Origin of the sequence: Roseicyclus persicicus (assembly GCF_012395815.1) — a bacterium.
Lineage (GTDB): Bacteria > Pseudomonadota > Alphaproteobacteria > Rhodobacterales > Rhodobacteraceae > Roseicyclus > Roseicyclus persicicus.
The window spans coordinates 35,559-58,189 of the sequence record NZ_JAAZQQ010000007.1; the positions used below are offsets into that span (position 1 = coordinate 35,559).

23 protein-coding genes are annotated in these 22,631 nt (G+C 72.1%); 12 read left to right on the forward strand and 11 right to left on the reverse strand.

Going from position 1 to position 22,631, the window contains the following annotated elements:
• Positions 1–8: 8 nt before the first annotated feature.
• On the reverse strand, positions 9–1,829 hold the full coding sequence (typA, locus tag HCU73_RS17120) for a translational GTPase TypA (protein WP_168624707.1): 1,821 nt from the start codon (positions 1,827–1,829) through the stop codon (positions 9–11).
• 166 nt (positions 1,830–1,995) lie between these two features.
• Positions 1,996–2,415, reverse strand: a complete 420-nt coding sequence (gene irr, locus HCU73_RS17125; RefSeq protein ID WP_168624708.1) for a Fur family transcriptional regulator Irr — start codon at positions 2,413–2,415, stop codon at positions 1,996–1,998.
• A gap of 159 nt (positions 2,416–2,574) precedes the next feature.
• Between irr and fabA the strand changes: the two genes are divergently transcribed.
• The 4 genes from fabA to HCU73_RS17145 all read left to right on the forward strand — a co-directional run bounded on the left by fabA (position 2,575) and on the right by HCU73_RS17145 (position 6,084).
• Entirely contained in the window at positions 2,575–3,084 is a 510-nt protein-coding gene (gene fabA, locus HCU73_RS17130; RefSeq protein WP_168624709.1) for a bifunctional 3-hydroxydecanoyl-ACP dehydratase/trans-2-decenoyl-ACP isomerase, read from the forward strand.
• A gap of 126 nt (positions 3,085–3,210) precedes the next feature.
• Entirely contained in the window at positions 3,211–4,440 is a 1,230-nt protein-coding gene (locus HCU73_RS17135) for a beta-ketoacyl synthase N-terminal-like domain-containing protein (RefSeq protein ID WP_168624710.1), read from the forward strand.
• Positions 4,441–4,447: 7 nt separating this feature from the next.
• Positions 4,448–5,236, forward strand: coding sequence for an enoyl-ACP reductase FabI (locus HCU73_RS17140; protein ID WP_168624711.1), 789 nt, complete (start codon positions 4,448–4,450; stop codon positions 5,234–5,236).
• Positions 5,233–6,084: a sulfotransferase gene (locus tag HCU73_RS17145; protein WP_168624712.1), complete on the forward strand. Its 852-nt coding sequence runs from the start codon at positions 5,233–5,235 to the stop codon at positions 6,082–6,084. Before HCU73_RS17140 ends, HCU73_RS17145 begins: the two co-directional genes overlap by 4 nt.
• Positions 6,085–6,216: 132 nt before the next feature.
• Here HCU73_RS17145 and HCU73_RS17150 read toward each other — a convergent pair whose 3' ends face one another.
• From HCU73_RS17150 to HCU73_RS17160, 3 genes are all read right to left on the reverse strand, one after another.
• Entirely contained in the window at positions 6,217–7,488 is a 1,272-nt protein-coding gene (locus tag HCU73_RS17150; RefSeq protein ID WP_168624713.1) for a PQQ-dependent sugar dehydrogenase, read from the reverse strand.
• Positions 7,489–7,681: 193 nt separating this feature from the next.
• Positions 7,682–8,008: a c-type cytochrome gene (locus tag HCU73_RS17155; protein ID WP_168624714.1), complete on the reverse strand. Its 327-nt coding sequence runs from the start codon at positions 8,006–8,008 to the stop codon at positions 7,682–7,684.
• Between the two features lie 283 nt (positions 8,009–8,291).
• A complete protein-coding gene (locus HCU73_RS17160; RefSeq protein WP_168624715.1) occupies positions 8,292–8,720 on the reverse strand; it encodes an FKBP-type peptidyl-prolyl cis-trans isomerase in 429 nt (142 codons plus the stop codon).
• Between the two features lie 166 nt (positions 8,721–8,886).
• Here HCU73_RS17160 and HCU73_RS17165 point away from each other — a divergent pair, with 166 nt between their 5' ends.
• Genes HCU73_RS17165 through HCU73_RS17175 form a run of 3 tightly spaced genes read left to right on the forward strand, consistent with a single transcriptional unit; the run spans position 8,887 to position 11,378 of the window.
• Positions 8,887–9,573: a haloacid dehalogenase type II gene (locus HCU73_RS17165; protein WP_168624716.1), complete on the forward strand. Its 687-nt coding sequence runs from the start codon at positions 8,887–8,889 to the stop codon at positions 9,571–9,573.
• Positions 9,574–10,407, forward strand: a complete 834-nt coding sequence (locus HCU73_RS17170; RefSeq protein WP_168624717.1) for an alpha/beta fold hydrolase — start codon at positions 9,574–9,576, stop codon at positions 10,405–10,407.
• Positions 10,404–11,378, forward strand: a complete 975-nt coding sequence (locus tag HCU73_RS17175) for a threonine ammonia-lyase (protein WP_168624718.1) — start codon at positions 10,404–10,406, stop codon at positions 11,376–11,378. The genes HCU73_RS17170 and HCU73_RS17175 overlap by 4 nt, the downstream gene beginning before the upstream one ends.
• Before the next feature lie 28 nt (positions 11,379–11,406).
• Here HCU73_RS17175 and HCU73_RS17180 read toward each other — a convergent pair whose 3' ends face one another.
• From HCU73_RS17180 to pcaD, 3 genes are read right to left on the reverse strand one after another with little or no spacing between them, the layout of a single operon-like run.
• Complete coding sequence (locus HCU73_RS17180) at positions 11,407–12,639, reverse strand: TCR/Tet family MFS transporter (RefSeq protein WP_168624719.1); 1,233 nt, start codon at positions 12,637–12,639, stop codon at positions 11,407–11,409.
• 29 nt (positions 12,640–12,668) lie between these two features.
• Positions 12,669–14,021, reverse strand: coding sequence for a lyase family protein (locus HCU73_RS17185; RefSeq protein ID WP_168624720.1), 1,353 nt, complete (start codon positions 14,019–14,021; stop codon positions 12,669–12,671).
• Positions 14,018–14,818, reverse strand: a complete 801-nt coding sequence (gene pcaD / locus HCU73_RS17190) for a 3-oxoadipate enol-lactonase (protein ID WP_168624721.1) — start codon at positions 14,816–14,818, stop codon at positions 14,018–14,020. The genes HCU73_RS17185 and pcaD overlap by 4 nt, the downstream gene beginning before the upstream one ends.
• A 162-nt stretch (positions 14,819–14,980) precedes the next feature.
• On the opposite strand from pcaD, the gene HCU73_RS17195 reads away from it, so the two are divergent.
• Together HCU73_RS17195 and HCU73_RS17200 are read left to right on the forward strand one after the other, a co-directional pair.
• Positions 14,981–16,069, forward strand: coding sequence for an alcohol dehydrogenase catalytic domain-containing protein (locus HCU73_RS17195; RefSeq protein ID WP_168624722.1), 1,089 nt, complete (start codon positions 14,981–14,983; stop codon positions 16,067–16,069).
• Between the two features lie 79 nt (positions 16,070–16,148).
• Positions 16,149–17,378, forward strand: coding sequence for a mandelate racemase/muconate lactonizing enzyme family protein (locus HCU73_RS17200; protein WP_168624723.1), 1,230 nt, complete (start codon positions 16,149–16,151; stop codon positions 17,376–17,378).
• 130 nt (positions 17,379–17,508) lie between these two features.
• On the opposite strand, the gene HCU73_RS17205 is transcribed toward HCU73_RS17200, so the two are convergent.
• The 3 genes from HCU73_RS17205 to HCU73_RS17215 all read right to left on the reverse strand — a co-directional run bounded on the left by HCU73_RS17205 (position 17,509) and on the right by HCU73_RS17215 (position 19,978).
• The gene (locus HCU73_RS17205; protein ID WP_168624724.1) at positions 17,509–18,279 is read right to left on the reverse strand and encodes a FadR/GntR family transcriptional regulator; all 771 of its coding nucleotides are present in this window, start codon (positions 18,277–18,279) and stop codon (positions 17,509–17,511) included.
• Positions 18,280–18,348: 69 nt separating this feature from the next.
• The gene (locus tag HCU73_RS17210) at positions 18,349–19,002 is read right to left on the reverse strand and encodes a YiaD family glycine zipper/OmpA-like lipoprotein (RefSeq protein ID WP_168624725.1); all 654 of its coding nucleotides are present in this window, start codon (positions 19,000–19,002) and stop codon (positions 18,349–18,351) included.
• 118 nt (positions 19,003–19,120) lie between these two features.
• The gene (locus HCU73_RS17215) at positions 19,121–19,978 is read right to left on the reverse strand and encodes a methylated-DNA--[protein]-cysteine S-methyltransferase (RefSeq protein WP_168624726.1); all 858 of its coding nucleotides are present in this window, start codon (positions 19,976–19,978) and stop codon (positions 19,121–19,123) included.
• Between the two features lie 95 nt (positions 19,979–20,073).
• Here HCU73_RS17215 and nth point away from each other — a divergent pair, with 95 nt between their 5' ends.
• The 3 genes from nth (at position 20,074) to HCU73_RS17230 (ending at position 22,595) form a co-directional block, all read left to right on the forward strand.
• Positions 20,074–20,718 (forward strand): endonuclease III, encoded by a 645-nt coding sequence (nth, locus tag HCU73_RS17220; protein WP_168624727.1) that lies wholly within the window; start codon positions 20,074–20,076, stop codon positions 20,716–20,718.
• Positions 20,715–21,704 carry an adenosine kinase gene (locus HCU73_RS17225; protein WP_168624728.1) on the forward strand — a complete coding sequence of 330 codons (990 nt, stop codon included), beginning with the start codon at positions 20,715–20,717 and terminating at the stop codon, positions 21,702–21,704. The genes nth and HCU73_RS17225 overlap by 4 nt, the downstream gene beginning before the upstream one ends.
• Before the next feature lie 171 nt (positions 21,705–21,875).
• Positions 21,876–22,595, forward strand: a complete 720-nt coding sequence (locus HCU73_RS17230; protein ID WP_168624729.1) for a Crp/Fnr family transcriptional regulator — start codon at positions 21,876–21,878, stop codon at positions 22,593–22,595.
• Positions 22,596–22,631 lie beyond the last annotated feature (36 nt).

Consider the following 22,631-nt stretch of genomic DNA (forward strand, 5'->3'; position numbering starts at 1 on the left):
TGCCCCGGTCAGGCCGAGGCGCGCGACTGCCGCTTGCGCTCGTGCGGGTCGAGGAAGCGCTTGCGCAGGCGGATCGCGTTGGGCGTGACCTCGACCAGCTCGTCGTCGTCGATGTAGGCGATGGCCTGTTCCAGCGTCATCGTGATCGGCGTGGTCAGGCGCACCGCCTCGTCCGAGCCCGACGCGCGGATGTTGGTCAGCTTCTTGCCCTTCAGCGGGTTCACCTCGAGGTCGTTGTCGCGGCTGTGCTCGCCGATGATCATGCCCTCGTAGACATCCTCCTGCGCGCCGATGAACATGCGGCCGCGGTCCTCGAGGTTGAACAGCGCGTAGGCGACCGAGGTGCCGTTCTCCATCGAGATCAGGACGCCGGCGCGCCGGCCCGGGATCGGGCCCTTGTGCGGCGCCCAGCTGTGGAACACGCGGTTCAGCACGCCGGTGCCGCGCGTGTCGGTCATGAATTCCCCGTGATAGCCGATCAGCCCGCGGGCCGGCACCAGCGCCACGATGCGCGTCTTGCCCGTTCCGGCGGGCTTCATTTCCACCAGCTCGCCCCGGCGTGGGCCCGTGACCTTCTCGATGACCGGGCCGGTGAACTCGTCGTCCACGTCGATCGTCACCTCCTCGATCGGCTCCAGCGTCTGGCCGTTTTCCTCACGCAGGAGCACCCGAGGCCGCGAGATCGACAGCTCGAAGCCCTCGCGGCGCATGTTCTCGATCAGCACGCCCATCTGCAACTCGCCGCGGCCCGCGACCTCGAAGGCCTCGCCGCCGGGGGTGTCGGTGACGCGGATGGCGACGTTGGATTCCGCCTCCTTCATCAGCCGGTCCCGGATGACGCGGGACTGGACCTTCTTGCCGTCGCGGCCGGCGAGCGGGCTGTCGTTGATGCCGAAGGTGACCGAGATCGTCGGCGGGTCGATCGGCTGGGCGGGCAGGGCGGTGTCGACCGACAGGTCGCACAGCGTGTCGGCCACGGTGGCCTTGGACATGCCGGCCAGCGTCACGATATCGCCCGCGACGGCCTCGTCGATCTGTTGCTGGCTGAGCCCGCGGAAGGCGAGGATCTTGGTGACGCGGAACTGTTCCAGGCGCTCGCCGGTGCGGCTGAGGGCCTTGATCGTCTCGCCCACGGTCAGGCGGCCGGATTCGACCCGGCCGGTCAGGATGCGGCCGATGAAGGGGTCGGCGCCCAGCGTGGTGGCCAGCATCCGGAACGGCTCGGCCTCGCGCGCGATCTGCGCCGGCGGCGGCACGTGGCGCACCACGAGATCGAACAGCGCGCCCAGGTCCTTGCGGGGGCCGTCGAGCGTCTCGTCGGCCCAGCCGGCGCGGCCCGAGGCGTAGAGATGCGGGAAATCGAGCTGCCCCTCGTCGGCGTCGAGCGCGGCGAACAGGTCGAACACCTCGTTCAGCGCGCGGTCGGGCTCGGCGTCGGGCTTGTCGACCTTGTTCAGCACCACGATCGGCCGCAGCCCCAGCGCCAGCGCCTTGGAGGTGACGAACTTGGTCTGCGGCATCGGCCCCTCGGCCGCGTCCACCAGCAGCACCACCCCGTCCACCATCGACAGGATGCGCTCCACCTCGCCGCCGAAATCGGCGTGGCCGGGGGTGTCGACGATGTTGATGCGGATCCCCTTCCACTCCACGCTGGTCGCCTTGGCGAGAATGGTGATCCCGCGCTCGCGCTCGAGGTCGTTGCTGTCCATCGCGCGCTCGGCCACGGCCTGGTTCTCGCGGAAGGCGCCGGACTGCTTGAGGAGGTTGTCGACCAGCGTCGTCTTGCCGTGGTCGACATGCGCGATGATCGCGATGTTGCGGAGGTCCATGGGGGGCCCTTGAGGAAATCGGTGGGATTGCCGGAGCCCCTACAGGGTCGGACCCGGTTTGGCTAGGGCCAAAGCAAACTCTTGCAAGAGTTTGCCCAAAGCCATGCAAGGCTTTGCGCCCGTCCTTGCAAGGACGGGGCAAGGGTCTTGCAAGACCCTTGCGCGGTCAGGTCTTGCGGCGCAGGCGTATCACCACGTCCAGCTTGGCGATCTCGTAGCCCTCGGGCACGTCGGGCAGCGAGCGGATCTCCAGCTCGGTCGCCGGCGCGTCGGTCAGGGTGCCGCTGTCCTCGAAGTGGAAATGCGGGTGGTCGTCCATCCGCGTGTCGAAGTAGCTGCGCGAGCCGTCGACCGTGACCTCCTGCATCAGCCCCGCGTCGCAGAACGCCTTGAGCGTGTTGTAGACGGTGGCCAGCGAAACCTTGTCGCCCGTCGACAGGACCGCGTCGTGCAGCCCCTCGGCCGTGACGTGCCGGTTTTCCCCGTCGCCCACCAGCAGCGAGGCCAGCGCAAGGCGCTGCCGCGTCGGCCTCAGGTCGGCCTTGGCGAGCCAGCGTTTTCCGCGTTCGAGGGCTTCGGGGGTCATGGCGTCGGGTCTTTCTCGGGCTTGACAGCAGTATATAGGGGGCTTTCCGCCCCGGTTTCAATCGCAAAGCGCCCCGCGGCCCCGCCCTTGCGCCCTCGCAAGCCCCGGTGCTAGACCGGACGGACGGGGCAGGACCGACCACAACATCTGCGGGGGGACATGGCAGACTATCCGACATCCTTCGATCGGGAGGCGCTGCTCGCCTGCGCCCGCGGCGAGCTCTTCGGGCCCGGCAACGCGCAGCTGCCCGAGCCGCCGATGCTGATGATGGACCGGATCACCGAGATCTCGGGCGACGGCGGCCTGCACGGCAAGGGCCATGTCGTGGCCGAGTTCGACATCACCCCCGACCTGTGGTTCTTCTCCTGCCATTTCCCCGGCAACCCGATCATGCCGGGCTGCCTCGGGCTCGACGGGCTGTGGCAGCTCACCGGCTTCAACCTCGGCTGGCGCGGCTGGACCGGGCGCGGCTATGCCCTCGGCGTGGGCGAGGTGAAGCTGACGGGCATGGTCCGGCCGGACCGCAAGATGCTGACCTACAAGGTGGATTTCACCAAGGCCATCCAGACCCGCCGCCTGACCATGGGCGTCGCCGACGGCACCGTCGAGGCCGACGGCGAGGTGATCTACCAGGTCCGCGACATGAAGGTGGCGCTCAGCGAGAGCTGAGGGCCGCGCCGCGCCCGCCGCCTCGCCGCGGGGCCGAACCGCCTTGCCCCATCCCCCTTGCTATCCTAAACAACCCCGAGGACGGAGGGAGCACACCATGCGCCGCGACAGACCGGAGGTTTGCGGATGAGACGCGTCGTCGTCACCGGGCTGGGCATCGTCTCGCCCATCGGCAACACCGCCGCCGAGGTGGAGGCGTCCCTGCGCGCCGGCCGCTCGGGCATCGAGACCCACCCCGACATGGTCGAGCACGGCTTCCGCAGCACCGTCGCGGGCACGCTCAAGATCGACCCGTCCGAGCACATCGACAAGCGCGCGCTGCGCTTCATGGGCCCCGGCGCCGCCTACGCGCACATCGCCATGGGGCAGGCCATCGCCCACGCCGGCCTGACCGAGGCCGAGATCGTCAACGAACGCACCGGCCTCATCGCGGGCTCGGGCGGGCCGTCGACCAGCGCCATGTTCGCCGCGCACCAGTCGGTGCTGTCGACGGGTGCCACCAAACGGATCGGCCCCTTCGCGGTGCCGAAATGCATGTCCTCCACGATCAGCGCCAACCTCGCCACCGCCTACCGGATCAAGGGCATCAACTACTCGATCACCTCGGCCTGCTCGACCTCGCTGCACTGCATCGGGGCGGCGGCCGAGCAGATCATGCTGGGCAAGCAGGACGTCATGTTCGCCGGCGGCGCGGAGGAGCTGGACTGGACGCTGTCCTGCCTCTTCGACGCGATGGGCGCGATGTCGTCGAAATACAACGACACGCCGCAGCAGGCGTCCCGCGCGTTTGATGCAGGCCGCGACGGCTTCGTCATCGCGGGCGGCGGCGGCATCGTGGTGCTGGAGGCGCTGGAGCACGCCCAGGCCCGCGGCGCCACCATCCTGGCCGAGGTCACGGGCTTTGCCGCCACCTCGGACGGGCACGACATGGTCGCCCCCTCGGGCGAGGGCGGCGAGCGCGCCATGCGGCTGGCGCTCCAGACCCTGCCGCAGGGCCGCCGCGTCGACTACATCAACGCCCACGGCACCTCGACGCCGGTGGGCGACGTGGGCGAGGTCAAGGCCGTCCGCCGCGTCTTCGGCGAAGGCGCCACGCCGCCGATTTCCTCCACCAAGTCGATGACCGGGCACGCACAGGGTGCGGCGGGCGCGCTCGAGGCGATCTTCTGCCTCCTGATGCTGCAGGGCGACTTCATCGCCCCCTCGATCAACGTCGAGACGCTCGACCCGGCCCTCAGCCCGGACGAGATCGCGACCGCCCTGCGCGAGAACGCCGGCCTCGACACGGTGATGACGAATTCCTTTGGTTTCGGCGGCACGAACGGCTCCATGCTGCTCAGCCGGTTTGACGGGTAAGACGGACATGGCGAACTTGATGACGGGCAAGCGCGGCTTGATCATGGGGGTCGCGAACGACCGTTCCATCGCCTGGGGCATCGCGCGCGCCCTGCACGCCGAGGGCGCGGAGCTGGCCTTTTCCTACCAGGGCGAGGCCTTCGGCAAGCGGGTCGAGCCGCTGGCCGCCTCGGTCGGCTCCGACCTCATGATCGACGTCGACGTCACGGACGACGCCAGCCTCGACGCCGGTTTCGCGGTGCTCAAGGACCGCTGGGGCAGCCTCGACTTCGTGGTCCACGCCATCGCCTTTTCCGACAAGAACGAACTGACCGGCCGCTTCATCAACACCTCGCGCGAGAACTTCCGCAACTCGCTGACGATCTCCTGCTACTCCTTCATCGACGTCGCCCGCCGCGCGGCCGAGCTGATGCCGCAGGGCGGCAGCCTCGTGACCCTCACCTACCAGGGCTCGAACCGGGTCACGCCGTTCTACAACGTGATGGGCGTCGCCAAGGCGGCGCTGGAATCCTCGGTCCGCTACCTCGCCAACGACCTCGGCCCGCAACAGATCCGCGTCAACGCGATCAGCCCCGGGCCGATGAAGACGCTGGCCGGCGCGGCCATCGGCGGCGCGCGCAAGACCTTCAAGACCACCGAGGCCAACGCCCCCCTGCGCGCCAACGCCACGCTCGAGGCGATCGGCGGCACCGCGGTCTACCTGTGCTCGGACTACGGCGCCTGCACCACGGGCGAGATCGTGATTGTCGACGGCGGCTACCACGTGCTGGGGATGCTGCAGCCCGAGAACCTGTGACGGGGGCCGGGGGGCCGCGCACCCTCGTCGTCCTGTCCTTCAACCGGTCGGGCAGCAACTACCTCTCGGACCTGCTCGCGGCGCTGCCCTTCGTCGCCAGCCAGACCGAGGTGTTCAACCCCCGGGCGGTGCAGGTCCATTCCTTCCAGGACGGCGAGGCCAGCGTGCGCGCGCGTCTGCACCGCGTTGCGGCACAGCTCGGCGTCGACCTGCCCGACCCGGCCGCCGACCTGCGCAGCCTGATGACGCATCCGCCCCTCGTCGCCCGCGTCCGTGCCGAGCCTTTGGCCGCCATCGCCTGCCTCGCCGCGTACAACGCGCGCCCGCTCTCGGCGCTCAAGATCTTTCCCCACCACCTGCCTGTCGCCGCCGTCGACCGCCTGCTGGGCGATCCGCGAATCCTTCCCTGCGCACTCCTGCGCAACCCGCTCGACACCTTCATCTCGATGGAGAAACGCCGCCTGTCCGGGGCCTTCCGGGGCGTCGACACCACCGCGCTGCGGCCCGTGCTGTCGCCCCGCAGGTATCGCCGGTTCCTCCGGGGGCGGGTGCCATGGCTCGACCTGATGCGCCGCCACCGGCACCGGCTGCACCTCGCCCTGTCCTACGAGGCGCTGGTGGCGCTGCCCGATGATGCCGCCCGCGCCACGGCGCTGCGCCGGCACCTTGGGGATTTCGACCAGGGCGCGCCGCTCCTCCCGATCCGTCCCGCCCCGCCGCAGGACCGCGCCGGCACATGGTCGGACAAGATCGCCAACGCCGGTGACTTCGCCCGGGGCTGCGCCGACCTGGGCCTCGTGCCCGGCGCCGACCTCGCACCCTGGCCCGAGCCCCTCACAGCGCTCTGAGGCGGCGCGCGCGGCCCCCCTTGCCGGCCCGTCCGCGCCCCCGGGGCGGCCCGCACCCCGAAGAAGAACGCGGCCGCCCCGGGGTGGGGCGGCCGCGCCTGTGGTGTCATGCCGCCCGACCGGCGGACGGGCTCAGTTCGGGATGATCCGGTAGATCTCGCCCTCGTCCATCGCGGCATAGAGGTTGCCGTCCGGCCCCAGCACGACCGACCGGAAGCGCCCCGGCTCCATCGGCAGCGGCATGGAGATCACCTCGGCCGACATCCCGTCATCCGCGATGTTCAGAAGGTCGATCCGCTGGCCCACGGGCGTGCCGCCGAAGCCGATGCCCATGATCCCCACGGCCATCATGCCGTTCCAGTCGCCCCACTGGTCGCCCACCAGGAAGGCGGCCGAGCCCGTGCCCTGCGACAGCCCGTCGTTGACCCAGGCGGGCGGCATCGCGTCGGGGTAGGTGGCGGTGTCGGTCATCGGCATGAAGGCCGCGCGCTCCGCCGGGTCCATGCCCTCCATCTGGTTCGGCGAATAGCCGCAGTAGTTGTCCGGGCAATCGCCCCGGCCCGCCATGTTCGGGCGCGGATCCCAGCCGCCGTTGCCGCCGGGCCGAAGCACCGTCACCTCGTCGGAATGCCACGGCCCGTGCTCGGCGATCACCACCGCGCCGGTGTCGGGGTCGAAGGCGATGCCCTGCACGTTGCGGTGGCCATAGGTGAAGATGCGCGGGTCGAAGCCCTCGGGGGCGCCGTTGTCCGGGGCGGGGTTGCCGTCGCCGTCGATGCGCAGCACCTTGCCGGCCAGCCGCACCGGCGACTGCGGGCCGTCACCGCTGTGGATGTCGCCGGTGGTGACGTAGAGATAGCCGTCGTGGAACCGGATCCGGCCGCCGTTGTGCGCGCCCGGCCCGCCGAAGGGGTGATCCGAGGCCGCCGGCTTGTAGGGGATGTCGTCCACGATATCGACCCGGTCCGAGACCGAGGCGAAGTCATCGGCGACCCGCAGCCGCAGGACATGGTTGGATTGCGCGCCGGTGGCGGTCGAGGCCGAGTAGACGTAGATCAGCCGGTTCGACGCGAAGTCGGGGTCCACGGCCACGCCCAGCATCCCGGCCTGCCCCTCGCAGAACAGGTCGTCGGCGGTGGTGGCGTAGCCCTCGGACCCGGTCATGCCCAGCAGGCGCATGACGTCGCCCGAGGGCATCCGCACCGACAGCCCGTGGCATTTCTCGGTGAAGAACATCGTCCCGTCCTCGAGGAACGCCATGTCCCACGGCCCGTTCAGCTCGGACATCACGGTCTCGTAGGTCAGGCTGGGCGCGTTGGCCTGGGCCGCCGTCCCGTGGATGGCGACCAGGGCGGTCGATGCAAGGGCTGCGCAGAGCATCAGCCCGGTCTTTGCAGGTTTCATCGTCTTCCTCCCGAAAAAACGGCACCCTCCCCGGTGCCGCGCCGTGCGGATGCGTGCACCCCGTGGTGCACCCCTTCCGCGGGCGCCTGGCCCGAGGCCGTCCGCACGAGCCGGCCTCGTCCCGTCCTGCGCCCGCGGATCCCGACGGGCGGGCGGCCGCGAAGGGCCCGCCGCCCGGTTCTCCCGCCGCCGGCTAGCGGAACGTCGTGGAGATGAACTCCGACAGCGCCGCGATCTCGGCGTCGGTCAGATCACGCGCATTGGGGATCATCAGCCCCGAGTTGGGCCCGATCCGCTCGCCCGAGCGGTAGATCTCCAGCTTTTCGGTGATGTAGTCCGCCGTCCGGTTCTGCAGCGACGGGTAGACCGAGACGCCCCGGCCCGTCCGTCCGTGGCAGGCCGAGCAGGACGCGGCGTAAAGCTCGGCGGCGGCGACGGGTGCGGCGGTGTCGGCGATGGCGGCCGGCGGTCCCGCCAGCATGGCCGCGCAGACGGCGGCCAGCACACGAGATGATGTCATGGATCCTCCCTTCCATGTCGTCACGGTCCGTGGCGGCGGGGCCGTCCGGGGCGCGTGGCCCGGGGCCGGCGCGTCCGCGTCAGACCGTCGCAGGGGGAGGTAAATGCGCCGATGGCGCCGTCAATGATGCCTGACCTTGTCAGCAATGGCGCCGGTCACGCCGGCCGCCCGGCACCCGCCGGCGGCCGATCTAGGCCCGGCCCGCGGGCCGCATTGCGCGTCGCGCGCGCGCGCCCCGCGATGCGGGAGGGGGGCCCGGTCCTGCCGGGCCCCGCGGTCGCGCTCAGGCGACGGCGACGACCTCGACGGCAAAGGTCAGGTCCTTGCCCGCCAGCGGGTGGTTGGCGTCCAGCGTCACCGTCTCCTCGGTCACCTGCGCCACCGTCACCGGCATCGCGCGCCCGTCGGGCGTCTGCACCTGCAGCTGCGTGCCGAGGTCCAGCGGGATGTGCTCGGGCACCGCCGAGCGCGGGATCTCCTGGATCGCCTCGGCGTGGTGCGGCCCGTAGGCTTCGGCGGCGGGGATCGTCACGGTCTTGCTCTCGCCGGCCGACATGCCCGACAGCGCGGCCTCGAGGCCGGGAATGATCTGGCCCGCGCCCATCTCGAAGGTCAGCGGGTCGCGCCCCTCGGAGCTGTCGAAGGTGGTGCCGTCCGACAGGGTGCCGGTGTAGTGAATCGAAACGGTGCTGCCAGGGGTGGCCTGGGTCATGGGTGTATCCTTTGTCGGGGGAAGGTGGGTTCTGCGGCGTGGGTCGGTCTGCCGCGGCTCGGCCCCAAGGTAGGCCAGCGCGCCGCGGGATGAAACCCGGGCGTCACGAATTGTCGCGGCCGCGCGGACGTGCAAGGGTGCGCCGCGAACCGGAAGGGGAGGGCCGATGACCCGCATCACCGCCTGCGTCTTCGACGCCTACGGCACGCTGTTCGACGTCAGCGCCGCCGCCCGCGCGCTGGCCGCCGAGCCCGGGCGCGAGGGCTTTGCCGCCGTCTGGCAGCAGGTCGCCGCCGACTGGCGCGCCAAGCAGCTGGAGTATTCCTGGCTCCGCGCCGTCACCGGCGACTACTGCGATTTCTGGCAGCTGACCGAGGACGGGCTCGACTGGGCGCTCGCCCGCGCGGGGCTGGCCGATGCGGGCCTCCGGGCCGCGCTTCTCGACCTCTACTGGCACCTCGCGGCCTACCCCGAGGTGCCCGCCGTGCTCGCCCGCCTCAAGGCCGCGGGCCTGACCTGCGCCATCCTGTCCAACGGCTCGCCCCGGATGCTGGACGCCGCCGTCGCCTCGGCCGGCATCGCGCCCCATCTCGACGCCGTCCTCAGCGTGGCGGATGTCGGCACCTTCAAGCCCGACGCGCGTGTCTACGACCTCGTCGGCGCGCGGCTGGGCACCGCCCGCGACGCGGTGCTGTTCGTGTCCTCCAACGGCTGGGACGTCTGCAGCGCCGCCGCCTACGGCTTCCGCACGCTCTGGGTCAACCGCGCCGGCCTGCCCGTGGACCGGCTGCCCGGACAGCCCGACCACGTTGCCGCCGACCTCACCGCCGTGCCCGCCCTTCTGGAGATCTGAATGGAGTTCGTCACCGCCGCCGACGGCCTGCGCCTGGCCTATGACGTCACGGGCGAGGGGCAGCCGCTCCTCTGCCTGCCGGGCCTCACCCGCAACATGGACGACTTCGAGCCGGTGGTGGACGCCTTCGCCGGCCGCGCGCAGGTCATCCGCATGGATTTCCGCGGCCGCGGCGCGTCGGACTGGGGCGACCCCGCCACCTACCAGATCCCGCAGGAGGCCGCCGACGTGCTGACCCTCCTCGACCACATGGGGCTGGACCGCGTCACCATCCTCGGCACCTCCCGCGGCGGCCTCGTGGCGCTGGTGCTGGCCGCGATGGCGCGGCCCCGGATCGCCGGCGTCGTCTTCAACGACATCGGCCCCGTCGTCAGCCCCGAGGGCCTCGCCTACATCATGGAGTATCTCGGGCGTCCGCCGCGCTTCAAGACGCTGGAGGAGGCCGCCGCCAGCTTCCCGCGCCACTACGCCCCGGCCTTCCGCGACGTGCCCGAGGCCAACTGGGCCGCGCTCGCCCGCCGCATCTACCGGCAGGAGGACGGCCGCCTCGTCAACCGCTACGATCCTGCCTTGCGCGACGCCGTCGCCCCCGCCTTCGCGCCCGAGGCGCAGGCCCCCGACCTCTGGCCGCTGTTCGACGCGCTCGCCGGCGCGCCCCTCGGCCTCATCCGCGGCGCGGGCTCCAACATCCTGTCGGCCGACACCGCCGCCGAGATGCGCCGCCGCCGCCCCGACATGGCCCATGCCGAGCTGCCCGACCGCGGCCATGTTCCCTTTCTCGACGAAGCCCCCGCGATCCGCGTGATCGCCACCGTTCTGGACCAGACCCAATGACCGACCTCCCGATGATCGAGGCCGCCGCCGCCCGTGCCAGGGGCGTGGTGCGCGAAACCCCGCTCCTGTCCTCGCCCTTCCTCGACGCGATCGCGGGCCGGCCCGTCTACGCCAAGGCCGAGGTGCTGCAGCACACCGGCTCCTTCAAGTTCCGCGGCGGCTGGTCCGCCGTCTCTGCGCTCGACCCCGCGACGCGGGCCCGCGGCGTCCTCGCCTTCTCCTCCGGCAACCACGCGCAGGGCGTGGCCCATGCCGCGCAGCTCCACGGCGTGCCCGCCATCATCATCATGCCCAGGGACGCGCCGGCCCTGAAGATCGAGAACACCCGCGCGCTGGGCGCCGAGGTCGTGCTCTACGACCGCGCCGGCGGCGAGAACCGCGAGGAGATCGGCGCGCGCCTCCAGGCCGAGCGCGGCATGACCCTGATCAAGCCCTTCGACGAGCCGCAGGTGATCGCGGGGCAGGGGACCTGCGGGCTGGAAATCGCCGCGCAGGCCGCCGCCCTCGGCATCACGTCGGGCACCGTCCTCACCTGCTGCGGCGGCGGCGGCCTGACCTCGGGCATCGCGCTGGCGCTCGAGGCCCACGCCCCCGGCTTCACCGTCCGCCCGGTCGAGCCGCAGGGCTTCGACGACACCGCGCGCTCGCTGGCCGCCGGCACCCGCACCGGCCACGGCGCGCCCGAGGTCGGGCTCTGCGACGCGATCCTCACGCCCATGCCCGGCGCGATCACCTTCCCGATCATGTCCCGCCTCTGCGGCCCCGGGATCGTCGTGACCGAGCTCGAGGTGAAGGAGGCGATGCGGCTGGCCGCCGTCCGCCTGAAACTCGTCGTCGAGCCCGGCGGCGCCGTCGCGCTGGCCGCGGCGCTGTTCCACGGCCGCGACCTCGCCGACGGCCCGGTGATCGCCACGCTCTCGGGCGGCAACGCCGACCCGGAGGTCTACGCCGGGATCCTCGCGGGCGGCTGATCCTTCATCTTTCCGAAAATACGCAGGCTCACTCCGCCGCGGGCACCGGCGCCGGGGCAGGGCGCCCGCGGGTGCCGGCGTAGATGGCCAGCGCCCCGCCCATCAGCACGGCGCCCAGCAGGAACGGCGCGCCCGGCAGCCAGACCGCGCCGCCCTCGCGCGTGAACCAGAAGAACGCCTGCGTCATCATCAGCGGCGACAGGATCATCGACAGGGCCGAGATCGACGAAAGCACGCCCTGCAACTCGCCCTGCGCGTCCTCGCCCGCCGCCCGGCTCATCACGCCCTGCATCGCGGGGGCGACGATGGCGCCCACCGCCGAGACCGGGATCAGCACCCAGATCATCCAGCCCTGGTTGGCAAAGCCGTAAAGGACAAGGCAGACCGTGTTCAGCACCAGCCCCCAGAGCACGGCCCGGTGTTCCCCCAGCCGCGGCAGCACGGCCCGGATCAGCCCGCCCTGCACCACGGCCATGGCCACGCCATAGGCCGCCAGCGACAGTCCCACCGTCCCGGCACTCCAGCCAAACGCGCCTTGCGTGTAGTAGGCCCAGACCGCGGGGTAGGTGAAATTGGCGATCTGGTAGGCCAGCATCACCGCCAGCAGCGCCTTGACCCCGGGCAGCCGGCCCATCTGGCGCAGTGCGCCCGCCGGGTTCGCCCGCCGCCAGTCGAAGGCGCGGCGGCGCTCGGCCGGCAGGCTCTCGGGCAGGACGAACCAGCCGAAGGCGAAGTTCGCCGCTGCCAGGCAGGCCGCCGCCACGAAGGGCGCCCGCGGGTCGAGCCCGCCGAGGAGCCCCCCGATCGCCGGCCCGAGGATGAAGCCGATCCCGAACCCCGCCGAGATCAGCCCGAAATTCTGCGCGCGCCGGTCGCGGTCGGTGATGTCGGCCATGTAGGCCAACGCCGTCGAATGCGTCGCCGCCGCGATCCCCGCCACCACGCGGCCGGCCAGCAGCAGCCAGATCGTGCCCGCCACCGCCATCACCACGTAGTCGATCGCCATCACCGCCATTGATACCAGCAGCACCGGCCGCCGCCCGAAACGGTCCGACAGGTTGCCGATGGTGGGCGAGAAGCCGAACTGCATCACCGCGTAGACCGCCGACAGGATCCCGCCCCAGAGCGCGGCATCCGACAGCGTCGCGCCCCGCACCTCGCGGATCAGGTCCGGCATCACCGGCAGGATCAGCCCGATGCCCATGGCGTCCAGCGACACGGTGATCAGGATGAACAGGACGGGCAGGCGGCGGGTGGCCATCGGCGGGCTTTCGGATTGACAGTCACCTGTCAATCTAGGTTGACAGTCGGCCCTTGTCCATCGCCGATTTCCCGCGCCGCGCGGGCAAAGGCCCGGGCCTCGTCCGGCGCGGTGCCCAGCGTCGCCCGGCCCTCCAGCGGCGGCAGCGCCAGGCCGGGGTGGGCCTCGGCCACCAGCCGGGGCAGGGGGGTGCCGGTCGCCCGCGCCTCGGCGGCCAGCCGCTTCACCTCGCCTTGCGCCTCGGGCCGCGGCATCGCGCGGGCCAGCGCGAAGCTCAGCGCCTCGGCATGGATCAGGCCCAGCGGGTCGGCCAGCCGCGCCGCCATCGCGCTGCGGTCGGGCGCGACCTGCGCGGCCACCTCGGCCAGCACCGTGGCCGATTTCCCCGCCGCCATCACCAGCTGCGGCAGCACCAGCCATTCGGTGAACCAGGCCGCCCCGTCCCGCGCCTCCCGCGCCGCGCCGGCGCCGAGCGCCGCGCCCTGCGCGGCCGAGAAGCGGCCGAGCGCCACCAGAACCGACGGCGCCACCGGGTTCTCCTTCTGCGGCATGGTCGACGACGCCCCGCCGCCCGCCAGCCGCACCTCCGCCACGTCGCTGCGGGTCAGGATCAAGAGGTCCTCGCCCGCCTTCGCGCCGGCCGCCGCAGCCGCGCCGCAGGCCTCGGCCACCTCCGCGATCAGCGACCGCTCCGCGTGCCAGCTCCGCCCCGGGTCCGCCAGCCCCAGCGCCGCGGCCAGCGCCGCCCGGATCGCCGCGGGGTCCGGCCCCAGCATCGTCCCCGTGCCGCCCGCCCCCGACAGCGACACGCACAGCCGCGGCCGCAGCGCCCGCAGCCGCTCCGCCGCCCGGATCACCGGCCAGCCCCAACCCGCCACCAGCGCGCCGAAGCTCGACGGCACCGCCACCTGCCCGTAGGTCCGCGCCGCCATCGGCGTCTCCGCCTCGGCCTCGGCCAGCCGTCCCAGCGCCCCCGCCGCCGCGACCAGCCGCGCCTCGACCAGCCCCAGCGCCTGCCGCAGCCGCAGCATCAGGCCGGTGTCCTGGATGTCCTGGCTCGTCGCGCCCCAGTGCAGCCAGGCCGCGTGCTCGGGCGCCTCCAGCGCCTTCCTGAGCGCCGCCACCAGCCCCGGCACGCTGACCCCGTTCTGCCCCACCCCCTGCGCCAGCGCGGCGGGGTCGATCTGCAGCTCCATCGACGCCCGGTGCAGGAAGGCCCCCGACACCTCCGGGATCACGCCGGCCTTGCCCTGCACCTTGGCCAGCGCCCCCAGCACCAGCATCATCGCCCGGATCTCGGCCGTGTCCGAGAACAGCCGCCCCAGCTCGGCATCCCCGAACAGCCGCGCGTAGAGCGGCGACGAAAACGGGCTCGCGCTCACGCCGCGCCCTCCAGGTGCCCGATCTCGCGCAGGAACCCCGTCAGCAGCGCCGCGTATTCCTCGGGCTTCTCGACGCAGGGCAGGTGCCCCGCCCCCCGGATCAGCGCATAGCGCGCGCCCGGGATCAGGTCGGCCAACTCGCGCACCAGGTCGGGAGGGGTCGACCCGTCCTCGCTCCCCGCGATCACCAGCGCGGGCAGCCGCAGCGCCGCCGTGGTGGTGTAGAAATCCGTGCCCGCGATGGCCGCGGAACAGCCGGCATAGCCCGCGCCCGGCGTCGTCTCGACCATCCGGCGCCAGGGCCAGACCCGGTCGCTCTCGCGGAACCCCTTGGAAAACCACCGCGTCATGATCGCGTCGGCCATCGGCCCGGTGCCGTCGCGTTCCGCGATGGCGATGCGCTCGGCCCACATCTCGCGCGTGCCGATCTTGGGCGCGGTGTTCGACAGCACCACCGCGCGCACCAGGTCCAGCCGCTTGGCCGCCAGCCCCTGCGCCGTCATCCCCCCGATCGACAGCCCGACGAAGACGCTGTCCCTGACCCCCAGCGCGTCCATCAGCCGCTCGGCGTCATGGATCAGCCCGCCCATCGTGTAGGGCGCCGGCGGGCAGGTCGACAGCCCATGCCCCCGCTTGTCGTAGCGGATGATCCGCAAGCCCGCGGGCAACAGCGGCAGGATCGGATCCCAGAGCCGGAAATCGGTGCCGAGCGAGTTCGAGAACACCACCGCCGGCGCATCGCGCGGGCCGGTGTCGGCGTAATGCAGCACCACGTCGCCCAGATCGAGACAGTCCATCTCCTGCCCTCCCTCTCTCGCCCCCGTTCCCGCGGTTGTGCGCCAGCCCCGGTCCGGCTGCAAGCGCGGTGTCGGGAAAAGACCGGCCCGCGGCGCGGTTCGGCCTTGCCCCTGCGCGCCCCTGTGCAAGGATGGCCGCGGAGGAGAAGGGGGGACGAGCCGATGCCATCCACGATCCGCGCCGCGGTCTGCCGCGCCTTCGGGGCGCCGCTGCAGATCGAGACGCTCACCCTGCGCGATCCCGGCCCCGGCGAGATCGAGGTCACGATCGAGGCCGTCGCCATCTGCCACTCCGACATCTCCTACATGGAGGGCGCCTGGGGCGGCCCGCTGCCCGCCGTCTACGGCCACGAGGCCGCGGGCCGCGTCACGGCCCTCGGGCCCGGTGTGACCCAGGCCGCGCTCGGCGACCGCGTCCTCGTCACGCTGATCCGCGCCTGCGGGGCCTGTCCCGACTGCGCCCGCGGCCAGCCGGTCTACTGCTTCGGCAACGAGACGCGCGCGCCCAAGCTCACCGACGCCACCGGCGCCCCGGTGCATGCCGCCATGGAATGCGGCGCCTTCGCGGAAAAGGCCGTGGTCGACCAGTCCCAGGTCGCCCGCCTCGGCGAGGCCATCGCGCCCGAGGCCGCCTGCCTGCTCGCCTGCGGCGTGCCCACCGGCGTCGGCGCGGCGGTCAACACCGCCCGCGTCCGCCCCGGCGACATCGTGGTGGTGATCGGCGCCGGCGGCGTCGGCCTCAACGCGATCCAGGGCGCGCGGCTCGCGGGCGCGGCCCGCATCGTCGCCATGGACCTCGAACCGAAAAAGCTCGACGACGCCCGCGCCTTCGGCGCCACCGACACCATCCTCGCCACCGAACCGAAACCGTGGAAGATCTTGCAGAAGATCACCGGCGGCCGCCTCGCAACCCATGTCCTCGTCACCGTCGGCGCCATCCCCGCCTACGACGTGGCGCTGCGCCTGATGGCGCCCGGCGGCACCGCCTGCGCCATCGGCATGCCCCACTCGGGCGCCACCTCCGCCTACGAGCCGGTGATCCTCGCCGCTCTCGGCCAGGGCCTGCGCGGCACCAAGATGGGCGACGTGGTGCTCGCGCGCGACATCCCCTGGATGGTCGACCTCCACGCCCAGGGCCGCCTCAAGCTCGAGGAACTCATCTCCCGCCGCTGGCCCTTCGACCAGATCAACGCCGCCATCGCCGACACCAACACCGGACAGGCCCGCCGCAACGTCTTGACCCTGACCTGACCCCCTCATCTTTGCTTCCCAAATACTCCGGGGGTCCGGGGGCAGCGCCCCCGGGTCCCGCCAACCAGAGACCCACCCCATGCAGCTCCAGTCCCTCGAGATCTTCACCATCGCGCCCCCGCCCCCCGGCTGGGGCGGCCGCTACTGGCTGATCGTCCGGCTCCGCACAGCCTGCGGCATCACCGGCCTCGGCGAGGTCTACGCCGCCGCCGTCGGCCCCAAGGCGATTCGCGCGGTCATCCACGACGTGTTCGAGCGCCACATGGAGGGCGAAAGCCCCGAGAACATCGAGCTGATGTCCCGCCGGGTCTGGTCTTCGGGCTTCACCCAGCGCGCCGACCCGACCGTCTTCGGCGCCTTCGCGGGGCTCGAGATGGCCTGCTGGGACATCCTCGGCAAGGCGCGCGAGCGTCCGGTCTGGGCGCTGCTGGGGGGCCGCATGAACGACCGGCTGCGCGCCTACACCTACCTCTACCCCGACGAGGGGCGCAGCCCCGAGGAGGTGGCCCGCTTCTGGATCGACCCGCTGGCCACGGCCGAGGCCGCCGCCGCGCGCGCCGCCGAGGGCTGGACCGCGGTCAAGTTCGACCCCGCCGGCCCCTACACCATCCGCGGCGGCCATTCCCCCGCCATGTCCGACATCTCCCGCTCGGCCCTGTTCTGCCAGAAGATCCGCGAGGGGGTCGGCGACCGCGCCGACCTCCTGTTCGGAACCCACGGCCAGTTCACCCCCGGCCACGCCATCCGGCTGGCCCGCGCCATCGAGCCCTGGGATCCGCTCTGGTACGAGGAGCCGATCCCGCCGGACGACATCCCCGGCCTGGCCGAGGTCGCCCGCGCCACCTCGATCCCGGTCGCGGCCGGCGAGCGGCTCTGCGGCAAGCTGGAATTCGCCGCGGCGCTGCGGGCGGGCGTCCGCATCGTGCAGCCCGCGCTGGGGCGCGCCGGCGGCATCTGGGAGGGGCGCAAGATCGCCGTCCTCGCCGAGGCCCACGGCGCGCAGGTCGCGCCGCACATGTATGCCGGCCCGGTGGAATGGGCGGCGAACGTCCATCTCGGCGTCGCCTGCCCGAACCTGCTGATGGTCGAGGCGATCGAAAGCCCCTTCCACGCCGCCCTCGTCACCGGCCGCCCCGCGGTCCAGGCGGGCTTCGTCGAGGCCCCGACCGCGCCGGGCCTCGGGATCGAGCTGAACGACGCGGTGGCCGAGGCCCATGTCTACACCGGCAACCGCCTGCACCTCGAGATGCAGGAGGCGCCCTGCGACTGGGCGCGCGGCAACGCCTTCGCGGGCGGGGCGGCGGACTGAGCCCGACCCGAAGGCGCCGCCTGCGGCGGCACGACCCTGGCCTCGCCGGGCCCCCGCGGGGGCCCGGCTCAGGGGCAGGGGCAGGCCCCCGCACCCCCGTGCGTATTTGGGGAAAGATGAAGCGCAGGGGTCAGCCGCGCTCGGTCTCGTGGGCGTAGCGCAGGCGCGCGACCTCCTCGTTCTTCTCGGCCCGGCGCAGGTCGGTCAGCCGGCTTTCGACGTAGCTCAGGTGTTCCTCGACCGCGGCGCGGGCGGCGGGCGCGTCGCGGGCCTGCAGCGCCTCGTTGATCGCGCGGTGGTGGTCGAGCAGCAGGTCGCGGGTGGTGCGGCTCTTGAACATCATCTGGCGGTTGAAGAACACGCCCTGCTTCAGCAGGTCGAAGATCGACCGCATCATGTGCAGCAGGATCACGTTGTGGCTGGCCTCGAGGATGGCGAGGTGGAATTCGGCATCGAGCTCCGCCTCGTCGGCCGGGTTCCGTTTCTTGTGGGCGGCTTCCATCTTGCGGAAGATGGTGTCCATCACCTTGAGGTCGGTGTCCGAGCCGTGGATCGCCGCGCGTTCGGCGGCGATGGCCTCGAGGTCGCGGCGGAAGGCGATGTAGTCGAACACCGCCTCCTCGTGGCTGGCGATCAGCCGGATCAAGGCGGGCGAGAAGGCCGAGCCGAGCACGTCGGCCACGTAGATGCCGGCGCCTGCCCGGGTGGCGAGCAGCCCCCGGTCCTGCAGTTCGGCCACCGCCTCGCGCAGGGACGGGCGCGACACGCCCAGCCGCTCGGACAGCTCGCGCTCGGAGGGCAGCCGTTCGCCCGGGCGCAGGATGCCGCGCAGGATCAGCTGTTCGATCTGCCGCACCACCGAGTGCGACAGTTTCTCCGCCTCGATGCGTTGAAACGGCATGGGTTCCCTCCCGGATTGGTCAAAGAATATGACCAGCGGGAGGGGGCTGTCCAGTGACCTGACCCTGGGTCAGCGGATCGGGCGGATGATCACCTCGACCCGGCGGTTCTGCTGCCGGCCGTCGGGGGTGAGGTTGGAGGCGACGGGCTCGCTTTCGCCGCGGCCGAAGGCGCGGACGCGCGCCGGCGCGACGCCTTCCTCGAGCAGCACGCCCGCCACCGCCTGGGCGCGCCGCGCCGACAGGTCCTGGTTGTACTCGGCCGAGCCGGTGTTATCGGTGTGGCCGATCACGTCCACCGTGGTGTTGGGATACTGCTGCAGGTTGCGCGCCAGCGCCCGCAGGTCGGCCTGCAGCGAGGCGCGGATCGCGGCGCTGTCGATGTCGAATAGGATGCCCTCGGGCATGGTCACGACCAGCTCGTTGCCGGTGTTCTGGATGCGGATGTCGTCGTTGGCCAGCGTGCCGCGCAGGTCCTGCGCCTGCCGGTCGAGCGCCGCGCCGATGGCGCCGCCCGCGATGGCGCCGGCCGCCGCCCCGAGCGCCGCGTTGCGGGCGCGGTTGTCGTCGTCGGCGGTGGCGCCGAGGAAGCCGCCCAGCATGCCGCCGATGATGGCGCCGCTCTGGGTGCGCTCGCCCATGGGTTGCCCGCCGGTGCCCACGCAGCCCGTCAGGGCCAGCGCCGAGCCGGTGGCGAGGATCGTCAGTTTGATGCGCGAAATCATGGGTCTACCCTTCCGGACTGCTCTGGGCCCGGTTCCTCCGGGCGCCGTTTCGGGCCCTTTATAGCAAGCTGGCGCCGGCTGCGCAGGGGGAAATCGCGCCAAGGCGGAAACCCGCGCATCACGCGCGGGCGGCCGGTTCGGTGGTCGCCGCCTCCCAGGCGAGCATGGCGCGCTTGACCGGCAGGCCCCAGTGGTAGCCGCCCAGCCCCCCCGACCGGCGCAGCGCGCGGTGGCAGGGGATGAGCCAGCTGACCGGGTTGCGCCCCACCGCCGTGCCGACGGCGCGGGCGGCCCGCGGGCTGCCGATCGCGCGGGCGATCTCGGAATAGGTGGTGACGTGGCCGGTGGGGATGGCGAGCAGCGCCTCCCAGACCTTGATCTGGAACGGCGCGCCGATCAGGTGCAGCTGCGCCGCGCCCGCGCCCGCGCCTGCGCCCGCCCCGAAGGCCGCGGCGGCCAGCGGGGCGATGGCGGCGGCGTCCTCGACGAAAGCGGCGCCGGGCCAGCGCGACATGAGGTCGGCCAGCGCGGCCTCCTCGCCGGTCTCGGCGGTGAAGCCCAGCCCGCAGATGCCGCGGTCGGTCGCCATCACGATCGCCGGGCCGAAGGGGCTGTCGACCCCGGCCCAGCGGATCGTGAGGCCCGCGCCGCCCATCGCGAACTCGCCCGGCGCCATCGCCTCCCAGGTCAGGAACAGGTCGTGCAGCCGCCCGGCCCCGGACAGGCCCACGGCCTGCGCGGTCTCGAGCGTTGTGAAGCGGTCGCGCAGGAGCGCGCGGGCGTGGCCGAGCGCGAGGTACTGCTGGTAGCGTTTCGGGCTGACGCCCACCCAGCGCGAGAAGACGCGCTGGAAATGTGCGGGGCTCATCTGCATCCGGGCGGCGAGCGCCTCGAGGCTGAGCGGTTCCTCGGCGGCGTCGATCAAGTCGATCGCGCGGCGGATGACGTGGTAATGGTAGCGGGTGTCCTCGGTCATGGCGCGACCCTAGCGCGCGCCGGCCCCCGCCCGCGACCCGGAACTTGCGCCAAAACGCCCTTGCCGGGCCGGGCGCGAGCGGCCAAAAGAACCCCATGGCCAAGCAGCTGCCCTATCCCGTGATGCGCGAGATCTTCGCGCGGTTCCAGGCCGCCGAGCCGGAGCCGAAGGGCGAATTGCACCACACCAACGCCTTCACGCTGGTCGTCGCCGTCGCCCTGTCGGCACAGGCGACGGACGTGGGCGTGAACAAGGCGACGAAGGCGCTGTTCGAGATCGCCGACACGCCCGAGAAGATGCTGGCGCTGGGCGAGGAGGGCCTGATCGAGCACATCAAGACCATCGGGCTGTTCCGCAACAAGGCCAAGAACGTCATCAAGCTGAGCCGCATCCTCGTCGAGCAGTACGGCGGCGAGGTGCCGTCGAGCCGCGCGGCGCTGCAGTCGCTGCCCGGGGTGGGGCGCAAGACGGCGAACGTGGTCCTGAACATGTGGTGGCGGTTCCCCGCGCAGGCCGTCGACACCCACATCTTCCGCGTCGGCAACCGCGCCGGGATCGCGCCGGGCCGCGACGTCGACGCCGTGGAACGCGCCATCGAGGACCATGTCCCGGCCGAGTTCCAGCTCCACGCCCATCACTGGCTGATCCTGCACGGGCGCTACATCTGCGTGGCGCGCAAGCCGAAATGCGGCGCCTGCCTGATCCGAGACCTGTGTTCTTACGAGGAAAAGACCGAATGACCCAGACCTACGACCTTGTCGGGATCGGCAATGCCATCGTCGACGTCATCAGCCATGGCGACGACAGCTTTCTCGACAACATGGGGATCGAGAAGGGGATCATGCAGCTGGTGGACCGCGAGCGCGCGGAGCTGCTCTATGCCGCGATGCGCGACCGGGTGCAGACGCCCGGGGGCTCGGTCGCCAACACCATCGCGGGGGCGGGGACGCTGGGCCTGAAGACGGCCTTTCTCGGCAAGGTCCGCGACGACGCGCTGGGGCGGTTCTATGCCGCCGGCATGACCGACCAGGGGATCGCCTTTCCGAACCCGCCGGTCAAGGACGCGCCGGCGCCGACCTCGCGGTCGATGATCTTCGTCTCGCCCGACGGCGAGCGGTCGATGAACACCTATCTCGGCGCGGGCGCCGATTTCGACGCGGGCGACGTGGATGCCGAGGTCGCGGGCAACGCGCGCTGGCTGTTCCTCGAGGGGTATCTCTACGACAAGCCCGAGGGGAAATCGGCCTTTACCGCCGCGGCGGAGCATTGCCGCGCGGGCGGCGGCAAGGTCGGCATCACGCTGAGCGACCCGTTCTGCGTCGACCGGCACCGGGGCGATTTCCTGCGCCTGATCGAGGGGCAGATGGACTACGTGATCGGCAACCACGAGGAGTGGCTGGCGCTCTACCAGACCGCCGACCTCGACGCGGCGCTGGCGCAGGCGGCGACCATCTGCGACGTGGTCGTCTGCACCCATTCGGGCGAGCCGGTGAAGATCATCCGCGGGGCCGAGCGGGTCGAGGTGCCGGTGACGCGGATCACGCCGGTGGACGCGACGGGCGCGGGCGACCAGTTCGCGGCGGGCTTCCTCTACGGCATGGCGACCGGCCGCGACCTGCAGACCGCGGGCCGCATGGGCGTGGCCGCGGCGGCCGAGGTGATCCGCCACGTCGGGCCCCGGCCCAAACGCCCGCTGTCCGAGGTCTTCGCCGAGGCGGGGCTCTGAGCGGGGCCAGACCCTTGCAAGGGTCTGGCCAAGTCCTTGCAAGGACTTGGCGCGGTCCCTTGCAAGGGACCGGGCGATCCTTGCAAGGATCGCCGCCGCGGCCGCCCGCCGCGACACCGTCAGGGGCGACGCCGGACCGGCGGCGGCGCCGGCAAGGGAAAGGCACCGGCCATGGATGAAGCGCTTCTCCTGAACGGTATCCTGATCGTCGGGCTGGTCCTGAAGATCGGCGGGTTCCTGGTCCGGGACGAGCTCCTCCTGCGCCTGCTCGTCGCCGGCGGCATCGCCTGCGACGCGGCCTTCTACGGCTTCCGGCCCGAGCCGATCCTGCAGTCGGTGCTGGCGAACCTCGGGCTGGTGTCGATCAACCTCGCGCTGATCGCCCTGATCCTCTCCGAGCGCACCACCTGGCGCATGGGCCCCGACGACCGGGCGCTGTTCGCCCATTTCCCCACGCTCAGCCCCGGCCAGTTCCGCCGGCTCCGCCCGCTGATGACCCGCCGCACCGAGGAGGCGGGGGTGCAGCTCGCCTGGGAGGGGCGGCCGGTCGAGCACCTGATGCTGGTGTTCTCCGACCGGATCGAGATCCGCAAGGGCGGCGCGGGCTTTCCCATCGCGGGGCCGGCCTTCGTGGGCGAGATCGCCTTCCTGACCGGGCATCCGTCCTCGGCCGACGTGACGCTGCCCGAGGGGGGCACGGTGCTGCGCATCGACACCGCGGCCCTGCAGGCCCGGATGCGCCGCGCGCCGGCCCTGCACAACGCGATCGTGGCGCTGTTCGGCCGGGAGCTGGCGCGCAAGGTGGCCGACAGCGTGCCGATGGACCGCGCCGCGCGCGCCCGCCCGGTCGCCCCGGCGGCCGGCGCCCGGCCCGCGCAGCCCAAGGGGTGAGCGCGCGCGTGCCGCTAGGGTTTGCCAAGACCCGGG

Excerpts from the sequence above, each read along its gene's own strand:
- typA (WP_168624707.1), bottom strand. The coding sequence starts at position 1,829 with ATGGACCTCCGCAACATCGCGATCATCGCGCATGTCGACCACGGCAAG.
- irr (WP_168624708.1), bottom strand. The coding sequence starts at position 2,415 with ATGACCCCCGAAGCCCTCGAACGCGGAAAACGCTGGCTCGCCAAGGCC.
- fabA (WP_168624709.1), top strand. The coding sequence starts at position 2,575 with ATGGCAGACTATCCGACATCCTTCGATCGGGAGGCGCTGCTCGCCTGC.
- HCU73_RS17135 (WP_168624710.1), top strand. The coding sequence starts at position 3,211 with ATGAGACGCGTCGTCGTCACCGGGCTGGGCATCGTCTCGCCCATCGGC.
- HCU73_RS17140 (WP_168624711.1), top strand. The coding sequence starts at position 4,448 with ATGGCGAACTTGATGACGGGCAAGCGCGGCTTGATCATGGGGGTCGCG.
- HCU73_RS17150 (WP_168624713.1), bottom strand. The coding sequence starts at position 7,488 with ATGAAACCTGCAAAGACCGGGCTGATGCTCTGCGCAGCCCTTGCATCG.
- HCU73_RS17155 (WP_168624714.1), bottom strand. The coding sequence starts at position 8,008 with ATGACATCATCTCGTGTGCTGGCCGCCGTCTGCGCGGCCATGCTGGCG.
- HCU73_RS17160 (WP_168624715.1), bottom strand. The coding sequence starts at position 8,720 with ATGACCCAGGCCACCCCTGGCAGCACCGTTTCGATTCACTACACCGGC.
- HCU73_RS17165 (WP_168624716.1), top strand. The coding sequence starts at position 8,887 with ATGACCCGCATCACCGCCTGCGTCTTCGACGCCTACGGCACGCTGTTC.
- HCU73_RS17170 (WP_168624717.1), top strand. The coding sequence starts at position 9,574 with ATGGAGTTCGTCACCGCCGCCGACGGCCTGCGCCTGGCCTATGACGTC.
- HCU73_RS17175 (WP_168624718.1), top strand. The coding sequence starts at position 10,404 with ATGACCGACCTCCCGATGATCGAGGCCGCCGCCGCCCGTGCCAGGGGC.
- HCU73_RS17180 (WP_168624719.1), bottom strand. The coding sequence starts at position 12,639 with ATGGCCACCCGCCGCCTGCCCGTCCTGTTCATCCTGATCACCGTGTCG.
- pcaD (WP_168624721.1), bottom strand. The coding sequence starts at position 14,818 with ATGGACTGTCTCGATCTGGGCGACGTGGTGCTGCATTACGCCGACACC.
- HCU73_RS17195 (WP_168624722.1), top strand. The coding sequence starts at position 14,981 with ATGCCATCCACGATCCGCGCCGCGGTCTGCCGCGCCTTCGGGGCGCCG.
- HCU73_RS17200 (WP_168624723.1), top strand. The coding sequence starts at position 16,149 with ATGCAGCTCCAGTCCCTCGAGATCTTCACCATCGCGCCCCCGCCCCCC.
- HCU73_RS17205 (WP_168624724.1), bottom strand. The coding sequence starts at position 18,279 with ATGCCGTTTCAACGCATCGAGGCGGAGAAACTGTCGCACTCGGTGGTG.
- HCU73_RS17210 (WP_168624725.1), bottom strand. The coding sequence starts at position 19,002 with ATGATTTCGCGCATCAAACTGACGATCCTCGCCACCGGCTCGGCGCTG.
- HCU73_RS17215 (WP_168624726.1), bottom strand. The coding sequence starts at position 19,978 with ATGACCGAGGACACCCGCTACCATTACCACGTCATCCGCCGCGCGATC.
- nth (WP_168624727.1), top strand. The coding sequence starts at position 20,074 with ATGGCCAAGCAGCTGCCCTATCCCGTGATGCGCGAGATCTTCGCGCGG.
- HCU73_RS17225 (WP_168624728.1), top strand. The coding sequence starts at position 20,715 with ATGACCCAGACCTACGACCTTGTCGGGATCGGCAATGCCATCGTCGAC.
- HCU73_RS17230 (WP_168624729.1), top strand. The coding sequence starts at position 21,876 with ATGGATGAAGCGCTTCTCCTGAACGGTATCCTGATCGTCGGGCTGGTC.